Annotated in this window: 14 protein-coding genes and 1 pseudogene; 11 read left to right on the forward strand and 4 right to left on the reverse strand. The window is 54.9% G+C overall.

The features are described 5' to 3' along the window. The first annotated feature begins 11 nt into the window (after positions 1–11). From hypE to ACTQ1N_RS08735, 6 genes are all read left to right on the forward strand, one after another. Positions 12–1,031, forward strand: coding sequence for a hydrogenase expression/formation protein HypE (gene hypE / locus ACTQ1N_RS08710; protein WP_441956376.1), 1,020 nt, complete (start codon positions 12–14; stop codon positions 1,029–1,031). 159 nt (positions 1,032–1,190) lie between these two features. After that, a complete protein-coding gene (locus ACTQ1N_RS08715) occupies positions 1,191–2,708 on the forward strand; it encodes a nitrogenase component 1 (protein WP_441956377.1) in 1,518 nt (505 codons plus the stop codon). Beyond that, positions 2,705–4,126: a nitrogenase component 1 gene (locus ACTQ1N_RS08720; RefSeq protein WP_441956378.1), complete on the forward strand. Its 1,422-nt coding sequence runs from the start codon at positions 2,705–2,707 to the stop codon at positions 4,124–4,126. Before ACTQ1N_RS08715 ends, ACTQ1N_RS08720 begins: the two co-directional genes overlap by 4 nt. A 36-nt stretch (positions 4,127–4,162) precedes the next feature. Continuing rightward, complete coding sequence (hydF, locus tag ACTQ1N_RS08725) at positions 4,163–5,464, forward strand: [FeFe] hydrogenase H-cluster maturation GTPase HydF (protein ID WP_441956379.1); 1,302 nt, start codon at positions 4,163–4,165, stop codon at positions 5,462–5,464. Positions 5,465–5,572: 108 nt separating this feature from the next. Continuing rightward, entirely contained in the window at positions 5,573–6,616 is a 1,044-nt protein-coding gene (hydE, locus tag ACTQ1N_RS08730; protein WP_441956380.1) for a [FeFe] hydrogenase H-cluster radical SAM maturase HydE, read from the forward strand. Positions 6,617–6,680: 64 nt separating this feature from the next. Beyond that, positions 6,681–7,868 carry a DUF362 domain-containing protein gene (locus ACTQ1N_RS08735; RefSeq protein WP_441956381.1) on the forward strand — a complete coding sequence of 396 codons (1,188 nt, stop codon included), beginning with the start codon at positions 6,681–6,683 and terminating at the stop codon, positions 7,866–7,868. A gap of 44 nt (positions 7,869–7,912) precedes the next feature. On the opposite strand, the gene ACTQ1N_RS08740 is transcribed toward ACTQ1N_RS08735, so the two are convergent. After that, positions 7,913–9,100 (reverse strand): cation diffusion facilitator family transporter, encoded by a 1,188-nt coding sequence (locus ACTQ1N_RS08740; protein ID WP_441956382.1) that lies wholly within the window; start codon positions 9,098–9,100, stop codon positions 7,913–7,915. 150 nt (positions 9,101–9,250) lie between these two features. After that, positions 9,251–10,141, reverse strand: a complete 891-nt coding sequence (locus ACTQ1N_RS08745) for a selenium metabolism-associated LysR family transcriptional regulator (RefSeq protein WP_321049853.1) — start codon at positions 10,139–10,141, stop codon at positions 9,251–9,253. Between the two features lie 197 nt (positions 10,142–10,338). Here ACTQ1N_RS08745 and ACTQ1N_RS08750 point away from each other — a divergent pair, with 197 nt between their 5' ends. The 5 genes from ACTQ1N_RS08750 (at position 10,339) to ACTQ1N_RS08770 (ending at position 13,502) form a co-directional block, all read left to right on the forward strand. Further along, entirely contained in the window at positions 10,339–10,881 is a 543-nt protein-coding gene (locus tag ACTQ1N_RS08750) for a C-GCAxxG-C-C family (seleno)protein (protein ID WP_277067477.1), read from the forward strand. After that, on the forward strand, positions 10,881–11,813 hold the full coding sequence (locus ACTQ1N_RS08755) for a TDT family transporter (RefSeq protein WP_441956383.1): 933 nt from the start codon (positions 10,881–10,883) through the stop codon (positions 11,811–11,813). The genes ACTQ1N_RS08750 and ACTQ1N_RS08755 overlap by 1 nt, the downstream gene beginning before the upstream one ends. Positions 11,814–12,070: 257 nt before the next feature. Next, positions 12,071–12,709, forward strand: coding sequence for a TetR/AcrR family transcriptional regulator (locus tag ACTQ1N_RS08760; RefSeq protein ID WP_441956384.1), 639 nt, complete (start codon positions 12,071–12,073; stop codon positions 12,707–12,709). An 18-nt stretch (positions 12,710–12,727) separates the two neighbouring features. Then, entirely contained in the window at positions 12,728–13,396 is a 669-nt protein-coding gene (locus tag ACTQ1N_RS08765; protein WP_441956385.1) for a hypothetical protein, read from the forward strand. 1 nt (position 13,397) lies between these two features. Beyond that, positions 13,398–13,502: a DUF2871 family protein gene (locus ACTQ1N_RS08770; protein ID WP_441956386.1), complete on the forward strand. Its 105-nt coding sequence runs from the start codon at positions 13,398–13,400 to the stop codon at positions 13,500–13,502. A gap of 195 nt (positions 13,503–13,697) precedes the next feature. Here ACTQ1N_RS08770 and ACTQ1N_RS08775 read toward each other — a convergent pair whose 3' ends face one another. Beyond that, positions 13,698–14,093 carry an MATE family efflux transporter gene (locus ACTQ1N_RS08775; protein WP_441956387.1) on the reverse strand — a complete coding sequence of 132 codons (396 nt, stop codon included), beginning with the start codon at positions 14,091–14,093 and terminating at the stop codon, positions 13,698–13,700. A 261-nt stretch (positions 14,094–14,354) separates the two neighbouring features. Further along, a pseudogene (locus ACTQ1N_RS08780) lies at positions 14,355–14,777 on the reverse strand (Lrp/AsnC family transcriptional regulator); the annotation flags it as partial. Positions 14,778–15,079 lie beyond the last annotated feature (302 nt).

Consider the following 15,079-nt stretch of genomic DNA (forward strand, 5'->3'; position numbering starts at 1 on the left):
CGAATCTTCGGATGAAGGGAGCAAGTATGACAGATACGATCACGATGGCGCACGGCGCCGGTGGGAAACAGACATCGGAGCTGATTCACGGCATCTTTGAAAAGCACCTTGGCAATGAATATTTCACGGCAGACGATGCGGCTGTGCTGCCGCCAGTCTGCGGCCGCCTTGCAATGACAACGGACGGTTTCATCGTGTCGCCGCAGTTTTTCCCCGGCGGGAACATCGGAAAGCTCAGCATCTGCGGCACGGTCAACGATCTCTCCTGCATGGGGGCCCGTCCGCTGTACATGACCTGTGCCTTTGTGATTGAAGAAGGGTTCCGGATTGACGAGCTGGATCAGATTGCGGCAGCAATGGCAAAGACAGCCGGTGAGGCAGGCGTCCGGCTGGTGGCGGGAGATACGAAGGTCGCCGGAAAGGGACAGTGCGGCGGTGTCTTCATCACGACAACCGGCGTCGGGGAAATTGTGGAAGGTGTACGGATGTCCGGCGCCTGCGCCAGACCAGGGGATGCCGTGATTGTGACAGGGGATATCGGCCGCCATGGGACAGCGATCCTGCTGGCGCGGGATGATTACGGCATAGAGGCAGAGGTGACAAGCGACTGTGCTCCGCTCTGGAAACCGGTCGAGGCTGTTTTGTCATCTGGTCTCAGACCGCATGTCATTCGTGATGCGACCAGAGGCGGTGTCGGGACTGTGCTCTACGAGATCGCGGCAGAGTCGGGTGTCGGTATCCGGCTGGAGACCGAGAAGATCCCGGTTCAGCCGGCTGTCCGGGGTGTGACAGGCATGCTGGGGCTGGAGCCGCTCTACCTTGCCTGTGAGGGGCGGCTTGTGATTATCTGCCCACAGGAAGAGACCGGAAGATTGATGGAAATTCTTCACGGCCAGACCTGCACCGAGGGAGCTGCTGTGATCGGCTGTATCACGGCGGAGAACAAAGGACGGGTCGTCATGACGACCCAGATCGGGGCACAGACCCTGCTGCCGGAGCCGGGAAATGAGCTTCTCCCCCGGATCTGCTGAATGGCGGGGTATTGAAGGCGGGATGATGGAGAGTTTCTCCGGTATCCTTGACTTCGAACCTGACAGAAATGGCGGGGTATTGAAGGCATGATAATGGGGAGAGCAGAGCCCCGGGACAGACGAACCGTAAAGCAGAAGGAAGCAGGAAGGAGGGACAGGATGCTGACCAGAATCGGACCGCAGGAAGAGCAGGTATGCTGCCAAAAGTCAGGCTGCGGAAATCCGGAGCGTCCGGCTCACTGCACATCTGAGGCACTGGTGCGGATCGGCGATGCCTGCTTCCCGAGACCGTTCCCATGGAGGCTGGAATACAACTGCCCGGTTCATGAGAACTGGAACATTGTCCACACCGGCATGCTGATCCCACAGACGCGCCAGATCTATGTCTGCTCGCAGAACTGCCTGCGGGGCGTCATCATGACAGCCGGGGAGATGGACTGTGCGGGCCGCATTTCCTCGGTGATGCCGACAGAGCGGGAAGTCGTCGGCGGAAGGCTTGAGAAAGTCACGATTGAGGGGACAAGCGATCTGATAGACCGCCTGCAGGAGCGGCCAAGAGCAGTGGAACTGTTTCTGGTCTGTATGCATCATCTGTGCGGAGCCGATGAACGGTACATTCTGAAGGAGCTTCGAAGAAGGTTTCCGGATATTGACTTCATGGGCTGCTGGATGGACCCGATCATGCAGAAGGTGTCACTGACGCCGGAGCAGAAACAGAGAAAAAGCATGATGGCGGTGATTCCGAAGAGGCCGGTGAACCGCCGGTCTGTCAGTGTTTTCGGGGACAACCTTCGCCTTCCGCAGACATCCGACCTCACCAGGGTGCTGGGAAGGCTAGGCATCCATGTGCGGCAGGTCATGGACTGCAGAGACTATGATGCCTACCTGGATATGGGGGACAGCTTTCTCTATCTCACCCGCTCGCCGTTGTCTGTCTACGGCCTTCGGGCGCTTGCCGAAAAAAACGAACGTCCGTATCTCTACATCCCTCCTGTGGCACTGGATGGCCAGATAAAGGAAGCCCTCCAGAGTCTGTTGACGGCAGCCGGACAGTCAGGCGAGGCGATGGATGAGAAGCTTTTTGCATTTCTGGAACAGGAGAAGGCGTCCGCCAGACAGGCCTTCGCCCAGGCCAGGGCTGTGATCGGAAATACGGAGGTGTGGCTGGACTATCTTGCATGTCCGCGTCCGCTGAGCATGGCGAGGCGGCTGCTGGAGGAGGGGTTCCGGGTGACAAGAGTCTGCCTCGACAGCATCAGCCCGGAGGAACAGGCGGATTTTGAATGGCTGAAAGTGCAGGCACCGGACCTTCTGCTGCAGTCAACCAGCCATGTCGAGGCCAGGCAGAGAGCACGCATTGCGCCAGATATGCAGCAGGGAAAGCCGGAAGAATGCCGCATTCTGGCGCTCGGACCCAAGGCTGCTTTCTTCGCTGGTACGCCTTTCTTTGTGAACTGGATCGAATATGACGGGAACTGGGGCTATGATGGCCTGAGAAAACTTGCATCGGCAGTGATCGATGCATATCAAAGGCCGAAGGACCTGCGCGATACGGTTCAGCGGAAGGGGCTCGGCCTGCCGTCGCTCCCGGGAAGGGAGGAGGACAGAGACCATGTCTGTGCGCCTTCTTCCTCGGACATAACTGCTTCCGCCAAAGGGAGGGGAGGAGTCCGATGAAGGAAGCGTACAGAATTCTGCCGGTCTGCGCCGGGGATGTTTCAGGAATCGCCTCTGCCCTCTATGAGCTGGGCGGGATGGTTGTGATTCATGACCCCTCCGGCTGCAACTCAACCTACAATACACATGATGAGATCCGCTGGTACGACCAGGAAAGCTACATCTTCATATCCGGTCTCAATATGCGGGATGCCATCCTTGGAAATGACCGGAAGTTCATCGACGATATCGTGGAGGCGGCTGGAGAGCTGGATCCGGAGCCCTGTTTTATTGCGATCTGCAACTCTCCGGTTCCTTATCTGAACGGGACCGATTTTCAGGGAATCTGCCGGATTGTAGAGGAACGGAGCGGAATCAAAACGTTCTATGTGCCCGGGAACGGGATGCACGATTATGTCAGAGGAGCGGGGCGTGCCTTCCTGGAATACGCGCGTCGGATGCTGCCAGCACCCGGTCAGGGAACTGGCAGCAGCGCAGAGCTGGCTGTCAGCCTGAAGGCCACTTGTTGCACTGATTCGGTTTCGGGCCAGAAAGCCGACCGTGGCGCACAATTGCCAGTCAGTGAAAGGGTGTCCTGTGGAGCAGAGTCTTCAGTCAGATTGCAGGCCGTGCGTGATATGGATTCTCAGGGTTTTGTACCGGGGACCGGACAGTCCCGCAGGCCAAGAGTGTGTGTGCTGGGAGCAACACCGCTGACATATGGAAACCGAAAGACGATTCCGCACCTGAGGTGTATCCTTCAAAAGGCTGGATTCGATGTGACGGCGGTCTGGGCGATGGGCAGTACGCCGCAGGAAATTTACAGATCGACAGATGCAGATGTAAATCTGGTTATCTCTGACACGGGCATCCTGGCTGCAAGGTATTTGAAGGAAACGTATGGGATCCCGTTCGTTGCGGGGGCGCCTGTCACGCGGAAACTGTGGGCAGAACTTGCTAGAAAGCTGAGAGAAGCGGCAGAGCAGCCCCTCCAGCTTCAGCAGGATGAAACCGCCCTCCTGATGCGGGGAGATGCGGAGGGGACGCGTAACGGCGGAAAATCTGTTTCCATCTTAATCGGAGAGGCCGTTCTGTCTGCTTCGTTGGCAGCGTCTGCGAGGGGGACAGCGATGATCCTGTGCCCATTTCCGGACAGCAGGCCGCTGCTTGGACCTGAAGACAGGTTCTTTGATGGCGAAGAAGAGCTGACCGAATGCATCAACGATGTCCGGCGGAATCATCCGGATGCAGTGATCGATATCTGGGCGGATCCTATGTACAAATGCGTCCTTCCGGCAGATCTGGTATTCCATCCTCTTCCTGCACTGGCATGTTCAGGGCGCCTGTACAGGACACAGTTTCCGGATTATTTTGGCTGGGTCGAAGGGGAAGGCATGCAGGATAACCTGTGGAGAAGACATGGGGCATGCACCATCTGAAAAGACCGGTGCATACGAAATAAGGGGGATAAGGCCATGGGCATGATGAGCGAGGTACCATCTTCAGAGCGGGTGCAGATTGGCTTCTTCGGCATCCGGAACGCGGGAAAGTCCAGTGTGGTGAATGCGGTGACCGGACAGAATCTGTCTGTGATTTCCGACACGCCGGGGACGACCACGGATCCGGTCCGCAAGGCAATGGAAATCTCGCCCATCGGACCGGTGGTGGTCATCGATACGCCAGGCTTTGATGATGAGGGGGAGCTTGGGACATTGCGTGTCGCGAAGACGAAGGAAACGCTGAGACGGGTGGACGTTGCGGTCCTGGTGGTGGACAGCACACTCGGGATGAGGCCGAAGGACAGGGAGCTTCTGGATATTTTTGAGAAGCTGCGCATTCCATACATTGTCGCCCTGAACAAGACTGACCTGATGCTGCAGGTGCCGGAAGCGCAGGCGGGGATGGCCGGCGCGGTCTGTCAGAGCCGGGCATCATCGGGAACAGCAGAAGACCTGAAGCAGTCAGGCAGCGAGGCGGGACAGCGGACTGTACCTCACGCGGAGCTTGCGGTCAGCGCGAAAACGGGCTGGCATATCCGGGAGCTGAAGGATCTGATCGGAAGGCTGGGGAAGGCTAAGATCAGCTCGCTCGGACTCCTTGACGGCCTGATTGAGCCGGGCGATCTGTTTGTGCTGGTCATCCCGCAGGATGCCTCCGCACCGAAGGGACGGCTGATTCTGCCGGAGCAGATGGTGATTCATGAGATTCTGGATCATGCCAGCATGGCGCTCTGCTGTCAGCCGCCGCAGCTTCGGCAGACACTCGCCTTTCTTGCGCAGTCCGGGAAGAAGATCCGGATGGTGATCACTGATTCGCAGGCTTTCTCTGAGGTGTCAAAGGCTGTGCCGGAGGAGATCCCGCTTGCGTCCTTCTCCATTCTGATGGCACGCTACAAGGGTGTCCTGGAGGAAGCAGCCAGAGGCGTGAAGGCGGTAGACATGCTTCAGGATGGCGACAAGGTTCTGATGTCAGAAGGCTGCACACATCACAGGCAGTGTCAGGACATCGGTACCGTGAAGATTCCGGCCTGGCTGCGGGCGTACACGAAGAAGAGCATTTCCATTGAGACCTCCAGCGGCTTCGGTTTCCCGGAGGATCTGAGCCCGTACCGCATGGTGATCCACTGCGGCGGCTGTATGCTGAATGAGAGGGAAGTACAGAGCCGGATGCGGCAGGCGAGGGAGCAGGGTGTTCCATTTACAAACTATGGCATCACGATTGCGTACATGAACGGCATCCTTCAGCGAAGCGCGAAGGCGATCGGCCTTGCACTCTGAGGATGCATGAAAGCCAGGTGCGAGGACAGTTGCCCTGCACTCGGGTGCATGAATACCAGGTGCGAAGGCGTCCAGGCTTGCACGCGGAATGACAGATTGGATATATGGATGACAAACGGAGATCGAATTGAACGGTTATATCGGACGGGTGACCTTCCGGACGAAGAGCTGAGGGCACTTCTCGTCAGTCTGGATCAGAAGGAGTTTGAGCCCCTGTGTGAAAGAGCCTGTGAGGTGCGCGAGAAGGTTTATGGAAAGGAAGTCTACCTCAGAGGGCTGATCGAATTTTCTAACTACTGCAGAAATGACTGCTACTACTGCGGGATCAGGAAGAGCAACCGGCTGGCTGACCGGTACCGTTTGGCTGAGGATGAGATCGTCGCCTGCAGTGATGCAGGATATGAACTCGGTTTTCGAACATTTGTCCTGCAGAGCGGGGAGGATCTTTCCTATACGACAGCGGACATCTGCCGCATCGTCAGCAGGATCCGGAGCCGGCATCCGGACTGCGCGGTCACGCTTTCCATCGGGGAGAAGAGCCGTAGCGAGTATCAGGCCTATTACGATGCCGGAGCAGAGCGGTATCTGCTCCGGCAGGAAACATCCAATCCGGTGCATTACAGAAAACTTCATCCGCCGGGGCTTTCCATCGAGAATCGCAAGCGCTGCCTGTATGACCTTCGGGAGATCGGCTATCAGGTTGGGTGCGGGATCATGGTCGGGACACCGGGGCAGACGCCGGAATATATCATCGAGGATCTTCGATTCATGCAGAAGCTGGATCCTCAGATGATCGGAATCGGTCCCTTTATCCACCACAAGGACACACCGTTTCGGAATCAGCCGGATGGAACGCTTCAGGATACCCTTCACCTGCTGGCAATCCTGCGGCTGATGTTTCCGCATATTCTGCTGCCGGCGACGACGGCGCTTGGGACCATCCATCCACTTGGCCGGGAGATGGGAATCAGGGCGGGAGCCAATGTCGTGATGCCGAATCTCTCGCCGCGCGGCGTCCGGAACAAGTACCTGCTCTATGACGGGAAGATTTGTACCGGTGACGAAGCGGCAGAGTGCAGAGCCTGCATGGAGCGACGGATTGCCGCCACCGGATACAAGGTGGTCGTCAGCCGCGGAGACTACAGAGCCTGACAGAGTAACCGGTCTGCAGGCCGGGCCACTCAACAAATCTCAATAATAGGAGCATGCAATTTCTGTGAGCAATGATGAGACGATAGAGAGAAGACAGGCTGCCGCGCGACGGTCTGATGTGGTTGTGCTGACGGCGTGTCCGGACTACAGTGAGGAACATGCAAGGGCTGCCGTGTGCAGCGCGCTGGAAAAATGGCCGGGCTTTTCAGGGATCAAGCCGGGCGTACGGGTTGCGGTGAAGGTCAACCTGGTAACGGGCGCATCACCGAAGAAAGCTGTGACGACGCACCCGCAGCTGGTGACGGAGTTGTGCCGGCAGCTGACCATGCGCGGCGCTGAGGTGACGGTAGGAGACAGTCCGGGCGGCCTGTTCACAAGGGAAGCCCTCAGGCGGGCGTACCGCGAATCGGGCATGGAACAGATTGAGCAGACTGGCGCAAAACTGAATGATGATATAGAGACGGAGAATGTGACATATCCGGGGGCAGCGGCCGCGCATGTCTTCAGCTGTACATCCTGGCTGAGAAAGGCGGATGTGATCATCAACTTTGCAAAGCTGAAATCACACGGGATGATGCGTCTGACAGCGTCGGTCAAGAACCTGTTCGGAGCTGTCCCGGGGACGACGAAGCCGGAGTACCATATGCGATTTCCAAACGAGACAGCCTTCGCCAACATGCTGATTGATTTGAACGAGGCACTCCAACCGGCATTGAATCTTGTCGATGCAGTCGTCTGCATGGAGGGAAATGGACCGACAGCCGGATCACCCCGCCAGCTGGGCCTGGTTCTTTCATCGGAAAATCCTTACAACCTGGACATGATCTGTGCAGAGCTGACTGGCATGCGTCCTGAGGATGTACCGACAATTCGCTGTGCAGCCAGCCGCGGACTTGGGCCATCCGGGCTTCAGGAGGTTGAGATTTCAGGAGAGCGGCCGGAACAGTGGAAGCTCACCGATTTCCGACAGGCAGACGGCGTCCGGGTTACATTTACAGGGAATGGCGTGCTTGGCCGCCTGCAGGAGGCCATTTTCAGAAGTGCAATGCAGCAGATGCCCAAGGTACATCCGTCCGAGTGCATCGGCTGCAGGAAATGTTTCAACGTCTGTCCGGCCATGGCAATCACGATGGTGAAAGGAAAGCCAAAGATCGACAGAAAACGATGCATTCGCTGTTTCTGCTGCCAGGAATTCTGCCCAAGGGGCGCGATGAAAGTGCACCGCACGCTGCTGGCAAGGCTTCTTCAGTAAGCGGCGGGGGATATTGGATGCGGAGCCAGAAGCGCTGAGGAAGGTCAGCGCTTCGCCATTGTAACGGTGTAATCGGTATCCACATGGATCACCACTTCATACTGCGCGCCGATCCGGCGATGAACCTCGTCCTCAATTCGCTTCTGCAGCTCGTCGTCTGTCAGCTTGAATCCAAACGGAATGACGACGTCAAAGATCAGCTTCGGGCGTTTTTTCCCGGGAACGACCCGGAAGTCGTGCATGGTCAGATACGGCGCGATGCTCTGCAGAATCTGGTAGAGCTCATCCCGCAGTGCAACGATGTGCGGGTCGTCTGTGATAATCGGATCCATATGGATTGTCACCAGGCAGTGAAGCTTCGATTCCAGGTCTTCCTCGGCTTTATCGATGATCTCGTGAAGTTCCACAATGTTTCCGCTTGCCGGGACCTCGGCATGGAGGGAGACGATCCGCTTCCCGGGTCCGTAATCATTGACAATCAGATCGTGGATGCCTGTAATCTGGTCGCTCTCGTTCGCCATGATATCCCGGATCTCCTGTACAAATGCCGGATCTGGTGCCTGCCCGAGAAGCGGGTTAAGGGTATCCCTTGCGGATCCGATGCCCTGGTAGGCAATGAAGCAGGCAACCAGCAGACCGCAGATGCCGTCCAGCAGGGTCAGTCCGGTCAGATGGATGGCAATGGAAGCGATCAGGACAACGGAAGTCGAAACACAGTCGTTGGTACTGTCTTTGGCGACGGCTTCAAGAGCGACCGAATGAATGCGCTTTCCTGCTGCCCTGTTATAGAATGCCATATAGCACTTTACAAGGATGGAACCGATCAGGATCACAAAGACCAGCCAGGAGAAAGAGATTTCCTCAGGGTGAATCATCTTTGCAATTGAATCACGGGCAAGCTCGAACGCCATGACAATCATCATGCACGAAACGACGAAGCCTGAGACATACTCGGCCCGTCCATGGCCGAACGGGTGCCCGGGATCCGCCTGCCTTTTCGAGATCGAAAAGCCTGCCAGTGTGATGATGGAGGAGGCAGCATCGGAAAGATTGTTCAAGGCATCCGCCACGATTGCAAGAGAACCGCTGAAAAGACCGGCCAGTCCTTTTCCTGCAAACAGAAGCAGGTTCAGTATGATACCAACCGTCCCGCAGACCATTCCCCAGGCATTGCGCTGTTCATCTTCACTCATGCCGCTCTTGATGAAGAAGCGTGAAAACAAGCGTACCATAATGTCAAAATCCCCTTTCAAAGCAGAACCGAAATCGCCCTGTTTTCGGGACATCGTACGTCTCAACAGCGGGATTAGTCAACTGCAATCGTACAAAGAATCCCGGGAAATCAGGATGTGAGCGCAGCCGGTTCTGCCTGTATGGAATGCTTATCGGGGCACGTTTTTCTCCAGGTAACCGATGAAGTTCCGTTCTGAATCAGTCAGGCTCCGCCTCTTCTGCCAGACAATGTAAAAGTGACGGCTGATGTCTTCATGCATCTGATAGACGAGAACCTGTCCGCTGCCGGCCAGATCCCGGACAGAACAGGCAGACATCATTGAGATACCCATTCCGGAGACGATCATCTTGCGGATCGCCTCCAGATCGTTGGCACAGGCAGCGACATGCAGATCCTCCTTGTGAATATGGTGACGTTCCAGAAAACGATCAAAGTTTTTCTGTGTTCCGGAGCCGGATTCACGGAGAATGACAGGTTCCTGGAAAAGCTGCTGCAGGGAGGGCGTGTGGTGCTTCAGCGTCATATAATGCTCATTCACAGGGGTTACAATCAGCAGCTGATCCCGGCAGATCTCCCGGATGGTGAGCGCAGGATTGTCAGGGACTTCGCCTACGACCGAAAAATCGACTGTTCCATCGAGAACCTGACTGACCGCGGTATGAGAATCAGATTGCAGGACACGGAAGAAACAGCCGGCATTTTCACTGCGGTACCCAGACAGAATTTGCGGAAGCAGGTAGGAGGAAGGGATTGTAGATGCGCCGAGCGTGATCATCTGTCCCATAGAGTCTGAGAGCTTCTCCAGAGCAGTCTGTTCCAGCTCCAGCATGCGGAGGGCGTAGCTGTAAAAAAGCTCCCCCTTCTCGGTCAGAGTTACCCGCTTTGTTGTCCTTTCCAGCAGATCCACGCCAAGCTCTCTTTCCAAAGCCCTGATCTGGGTGCTGACCGCCGGCTGAGACAAATGAACGCGGTTTGCCGCTTCAGTGAACTGCCGCAGACGCGCAACCTCCACAAAACTTCGAAGCTGTTTCATGTCCATCGTGCCTGTCCTCCTGTCCGGGTATTCTGTCTGAATAAAAATCTGAACGAATCGTCAATTAATAAAGAATAATTATAAATATTATAACAAAAATTTATTATTTGATAAATGCCTTCCAAATATTTTGATACAATGAAATAGAATCAGATGACTGAACAAGTAAAACAAAGCAATCAATCTAAGGGAGGGATTTTCAGATGGTGGAGTACCATGCAGTAAAAGTCAGTCCGAAGGCCGTACAGAAGCATGCAGAGGATTTGTACAGAGGCGGGTATTTCTGCTGCGAGGCTGTAATGGCCGCAATCCGCAGTGATTTTGAGGTAAATGTTCCGGAGGAGGTTATCGCGATGGCATCCGGGATGGCAGTCGGTGCAGGGCGCTCAGGCTGTATGTGCGGTGCGCTGAATGGCGGCATTCTGGCGCTCGGCATGTTCTTCGGACGGACGGAGCAGAACGGGCCGAAGGATCCGAAGGTCAACCACTGTATGGCACTGACGCATGAGCTGCACGACTGGTTCCGTGAGGCAACTGCGAAGCATGCCGTGTGCTGCAGGGTTCTGACGAGAGGATTCGACATGGGCTGCGGTGAACACAAGGAGCAGTGCATCGCGTTCACTGGGTTGTGCGCAGGAAAGGTCGCAGAGATACTGTGCCGGGAACTTGGCGTCGAGGACACAGATGACGAGCCGGTCAAAGGGCTCGACAAGCCGTACCTGCCTCCGAAGAAGGAGGAAGAGTGATGAAAAAGTGGTGTCAGAGAATTCCGCTTCCTCTCTCCGGTGTGATGCTGGGGATGGCTGCTCTCGGAAATCTGCTGCAGAGCACCTCGGAAGTGCTTCGCACAATCTGTGGCTGGCTGGCGTTCGGTATGCTGGTGCTGCTTCTCCTAAGGCTGGTCTTCTGTCCTGATCAGATGAAGGCAGACATGAAGAATCCTGTTCTTGCCGGAATCAGCGGGACCTTTCCAATGGGACTGATGCTGCTGTCGGTCTACGCAAAGCCTTTTATCGGGAAGGCCGCTTTTATCATCTGGACGTTTGCCATCGCCCTGCATATTGCGCTGATCATCTATTTTACGGTCACCTTCATCTTTCATCTGAAGCTGAAGGATGTATTTACTGTGTACTATATTGTCTATGTCGGAATTGTCGTTGCGTCTGTTACAGCGCCGGCTTACAATGCCGCTGCATTCGGAAATGGAGCATTCTGGTTTGGATTCATCTGCTTCCTGCTTCTGTTTGTTCTGGTAACCGTGCGGTACATCCGCATTCCGGTTCCGGAGCCGGCCCGTTCTCTGGCGGTGATCTATGCCGCGCCGCTTAGTCTCTGCGTGGCCGGATATGTCCAGAGCGGGACACCGAAATCCTATGTGTTTCTGGTGGCCATGGCAGCCGGGGCGAATCTGATCTACCTGGCAGCATTGGTTCAGGCCGTTCGGTGTCTGAAGCTTCCGTTTTATCCAAGCTGCGCAGCGTTCACATTCCCGCTGGTCATTACAGCCATTGCGACGAAGCAGACGATGATGTGCGCGGCGAAGATGGGACATCCGCTGCCCGCGCTTCGGCCGATCGTTGTGGCGGAGACCGTCATCGCAGCTGCGTTTGTTTTGTATGTGTTCGGACGCTATATGGCGGTGATCTTCCGGTCACTTTCCAAATCTGAGAAATCCTGAATGGCCCTGAAAGATCTGCCAGTGACTCTGCAAAGCCGGCAGTCAGACTGAGGGGTCAAAGCACGAGCGGGCGGTATGCTCAGGACAGACATTTCTATATAGCCAGGAATGGTTCCGTGCGTGATCAACGGCATACGGACCGCTCCTGGCTGTTTGCTGTCTGAATACGGATACCCCATGAAAGATGTTTTTTGGAAATGCTTGACAGGAGGGAATGTATCACCTAAACTGAACAGCGTTCAGTATGAGGAGCTGCGATGAATACGATTGTCACATCAAGAGAAGAGATTTTGAAAGCGAGCCGGAAGCTTGCGATGGAAAAAGGCTGGAAGGCTGTCAGTATCCGTTCTGTTGCGGCAGTCTGCGGGGTTTCGGTCGGGGCGATCTACTATTACTTCCCGTCCAAGACGGCGCTTCTGACCGACACAGTAGAGAGCGTCTGGTATGAAATCTTCCATGAGCCGGGTGATCCTTCAGTGTTTGAGAATACAGAGCGCTGTGTCAGATGGGTATATGCGCGGATGGAGGCTGGAAGCAGAGAATACCCGGAGTTTTTTACGCTCCACTCGCTGGGCTTCATGCAGGATAAAAAGGCTGGAAAGACAGAAGAAGCGGCTGGAGCAGGCTTGGGCGGGATGGCAGAGGAAGCGGCTGGTACGGCTGTCAGCGGAAAGACAGCGGGAACCGAGAGGATGCATCAGACCTGGCTGCATATTCAGGATGGATTCTGTCAGGTACTGAAGCAAGACAGGAAGGTGCGAAGAGATGCATTTTCCAGCCGGTTTACAGCGGAGCAGTTCGCAGGAATTCTGTTTTCTCTGATGCTCGCGGCACTGGTGAGGAAAGATTACAATCCGGAACCGGTTCTTGAAGTGGTCCGGAGAACATTGTACTGAAGAAAAGGAGAGGTTGCGATGCAGGCAATAATGGAAACGACATTTGATCTCGTTTATCTGATTTCAGTCATCACCATCGGGATTCTGATGGTCAGAGCGAGCAGTGGGAAAAGCAGACAGTTCGCAATTTTTGGGTGGATGGCCATCATCCTCGGCGGAGGTGATTCCTTCCATCTGATTCCGCGGGTGATTGCACTTTGCACGACCGGACTTGAACACTATACGGCTGTTCTGGGCGTCGGAAAGGCAGTCACATCTGTGACGATGACGATCTTCTATGTTCTGCTCTACTATGTGTGGCGGGAGCGTTATCAGATCAGGCAGCACAGGAGCCTGACAGGGATCGTATATCTTCTGGCCGCGGCGAGGATCGTACTCTGCCTTCTGCTGCAGAACCAGTGGACAGCGGAAAATCCGCCTGAAAGCTGGGGGATCTGGCGGAATATCCCATTCGCCCTGCTCGGTGTGGTTGTCATCATCCTGTTCTTCCGAAGCGCAAGGGGGAGACAGGATCATGCGTTCCGCCATCTGTGGCTGACGATCGTGCTGAGCTTCGGCTTCTACATCCCGGTTGTTCTGTTTGCATCAAGAATACCGCTGATGGGTATGCTGATGATCCCGAAGACCTGCGCTTATATGTGGACCGTGCTGATCGGATATAAGGCAATGAGAAAGGAGGTCAAATAAGGTGGAGAACCTGAAGAGATATATCCATACAGCGATTTTCTACGCTTTGATGGCGATGGCGGGCGGCGTGTTCTACCGGGAGTTTACGAAGTACAAAATGCTTTGATTTTCCCAGATAGATGATGCTCATTGCAAATGTGATGATCTGGCCGGCCACTGTCGCGATGGCGGCTCCCTTCACACCGAGTCCAAGCGGAAAGATAAATACCGGATCCAGAATCAGGTTTGCCAGGGCGCCGGCCAGCGTGCATATCATGGCATACCGGGGGGATCCGTCTGCACGGATCGCACCATTGAGCCCTTATTCTGTTTCCTCAGGATCTCCGCCGAACAATGCCAGAATCTGAGGCTGAAAGAGAAATCCAATCAGACAGATCACAAGGGCGGAAACGATCAGTACGGTCAGACCATTCCCGATGATCCGATCAGCCTTCTTCCTGTTTTCCATGCCGAGTGCAATACTGAATTGAGCTGCAGCTCCATCTCCGATCAGCAGGGCGATACCAAGGGTAAACACAGCAAACGGATAGACAATATTTGTTGCGGCGTTGCCGTAAGCGCCCGCCGGGCTCCAGCCGATGAATATCTGATCGACGATGTTGTACAGCGCTGCGACAACCATACTGATCACACAAGGAACAGAAAAACGCCTGATCAGTGTTCCGATTTTTTCGTGCCCAAGGTCCATTTCCTTCATCCTTATCACTCCTTTGCAAACAAAAAAGCCAGAGGCGCAAGTCCATAATTGGACTTACGCCTCTGGCTGCTCATTACACACGTGATTGTAACAGATTCAATTTTTGGATGTAAGTGATTTTTCAAGCGGTTTGATCTGAAGGCGCTTCTCCGGTCAGGACGAAATTCCGGCGAGAGTCCCGGGAAGGGGCTTCTTTGCAGGAGGATCCTGCATGAGCGGCGCAAATTCGCTGACAGATGCCTCCTCTTCTGAGCGAAGCGGAACCGCACGCTGCTCGACGCTGGTGGAGAACACGATCAGTGTTTTGGTCCTGCCGAACTGTTGAAGTTCGTTGATGAAATGATCGAGCTGGGGCGTGCTTTCGAAGTAGACTTCGATCAGCATGGAGTAATCGCCGGTTACGCAGTTGCACTCCACCACATTGGGGATCGACTGAATAAAGGGGTAGAACACAGGCTTGTCGGTCGGATCCAGCTGCAGGCAGATGAAGGCCTTGATTCGGTAGTTCACAACCATCGGGTTTACCTGCGCATGGTAGCCGGTAATAACACCCTCCCGCTCCAGCCGCTCGATTCGCGATGCCACGGAGGGGGAGGAGAGAAAGACTTCTCTGGCAATTTCTTTCAGAGAAGCCCGGGCGTTTTTCTGGAGCATGTCGATGATCACCCGGTCAATTTTATCCAGCTTTTTCATGATAACAAAGTCCTTTCTGAAAACCCTCTCCCACGATTCGCTCATCAGGCTGTCTGCTAAATAAAAAAGGCACAGAACCCCTCTGCGGACATCTGTGTCTTTGATAGTTGGATTTTAGACCCCGCATGGAGACCTGTCAATGATCATTTGGAAGATGACTTTATAAAATTAGGTATTCTGAGCAACTTGATTCAATAATAAGGGGGATTACACTGAAAAAGTTATCTTTTTTGTTCTTTTCCTCATAATATTTACATCCGGGTACGGCGGTGTTATTCTCCGTGCATCGCAGC

The sequence above is a fragment of the Porcincola sp. LCP21S3_C12 genome, from assembly GCF_052118625.1.
Classification (GTDB): Bacteria; Bacillota; Clostridia; order Lachnospirales; family Lachnospiraceae; genus Porcincola.

What these genes read in the sequence shown, in the direction of transcription:
- hydE (WP_441956380.1), top strand. Translation starts at nt 5,573, where the DNA reads ATGACAAACGGAGATCGAATTGAACGGTTATATCGGACGGGTGACCTT.
- ACTQ1N_RS08740 (WP_441956382.1), bottom strand. Translation starts at nt 9,100, where the DNA reads ATGGTACGCTTGTTTTCACGCTTCTTCATCAAGAGCGGCATGAGTGAA.
- ACTQ1N_RS08720 (WP_441956378.1), top strand. Translation starts at nt 2,705, where the DNA reads ATGAAGGAAGCGTACAGAATTCTGCCGGTCTGCGCCGGGGATGTTTCA.
- hydF (WP_441956379.1), top strand. Translation starts at nt 4,163, where the DNA reads ATGGGCATGATGAGCGAGGTACCATCTTCAGAGCGGGTGCAGATTGGC.
- ACTQ1N_RS08760 (WP_441956384.1), top strand. Translation starts at nt 12,071, where the DNA reads ATGAATACGATTGTCACATCAAGAGAAGAGATTTTGAAAGCGAGCCGG.
- ACTQ1N_RS08750 (WP_277067477.1), top strand. Translation starts at nt 10,339, where the DNA reads ATGGTGGAGTACCATGCAGTAAAAGTCAGTCCGAAGGCCGTACAGAAG.
- ACTQ1N_RS08745 (WP_321049853.1), bottom strand. Translation starts at nt 10,141, where the DNA reads ATGGACATGAAACAGCTTCGAAGTTTTGTGGAGGTTGCGCGTCTGCGG.
- ACTQ1N_RS08715 (WP_441956377.1), top strand. Translation starts at nt 1,191, where the DNA reads ATGCTGACCAGAATCGGACCGCAGGAAGAGCAGGTATGCTGCCAAAAG.
- ACTQ1N_RS08765 (WP_441956385.1), top strand. Translation starts at nt 12,728, where the DNA reads ATGCAGGCAATAATGGAAACGACATTTGATCTCGTTTATCTGATTTCA.
- ACTQ1N_RS08775 (WP_441956387.1), bottom strand. Translation starts at nt 14,093, where the DNA reads ATGAAGGAAATGGACCTTGGGCACGAAAAAATCGGAACACTGATCAGG.
- hypE (WP_441956376.1), top strand. Translation starts at nt 12, where the DNA reads ATGAAGGGAGCAAGTATGACAGATACGATCACGATGGCGCACGGCGCC.
- ACTQ1N_RS08755 (WP_441956383.1), top strand. Translation starts at nt 10,881, where the DNA reads ATGAAAAAGTGGTGTCAGAGAATTCCGCTTCCTCTCTCCGGTGTGATG.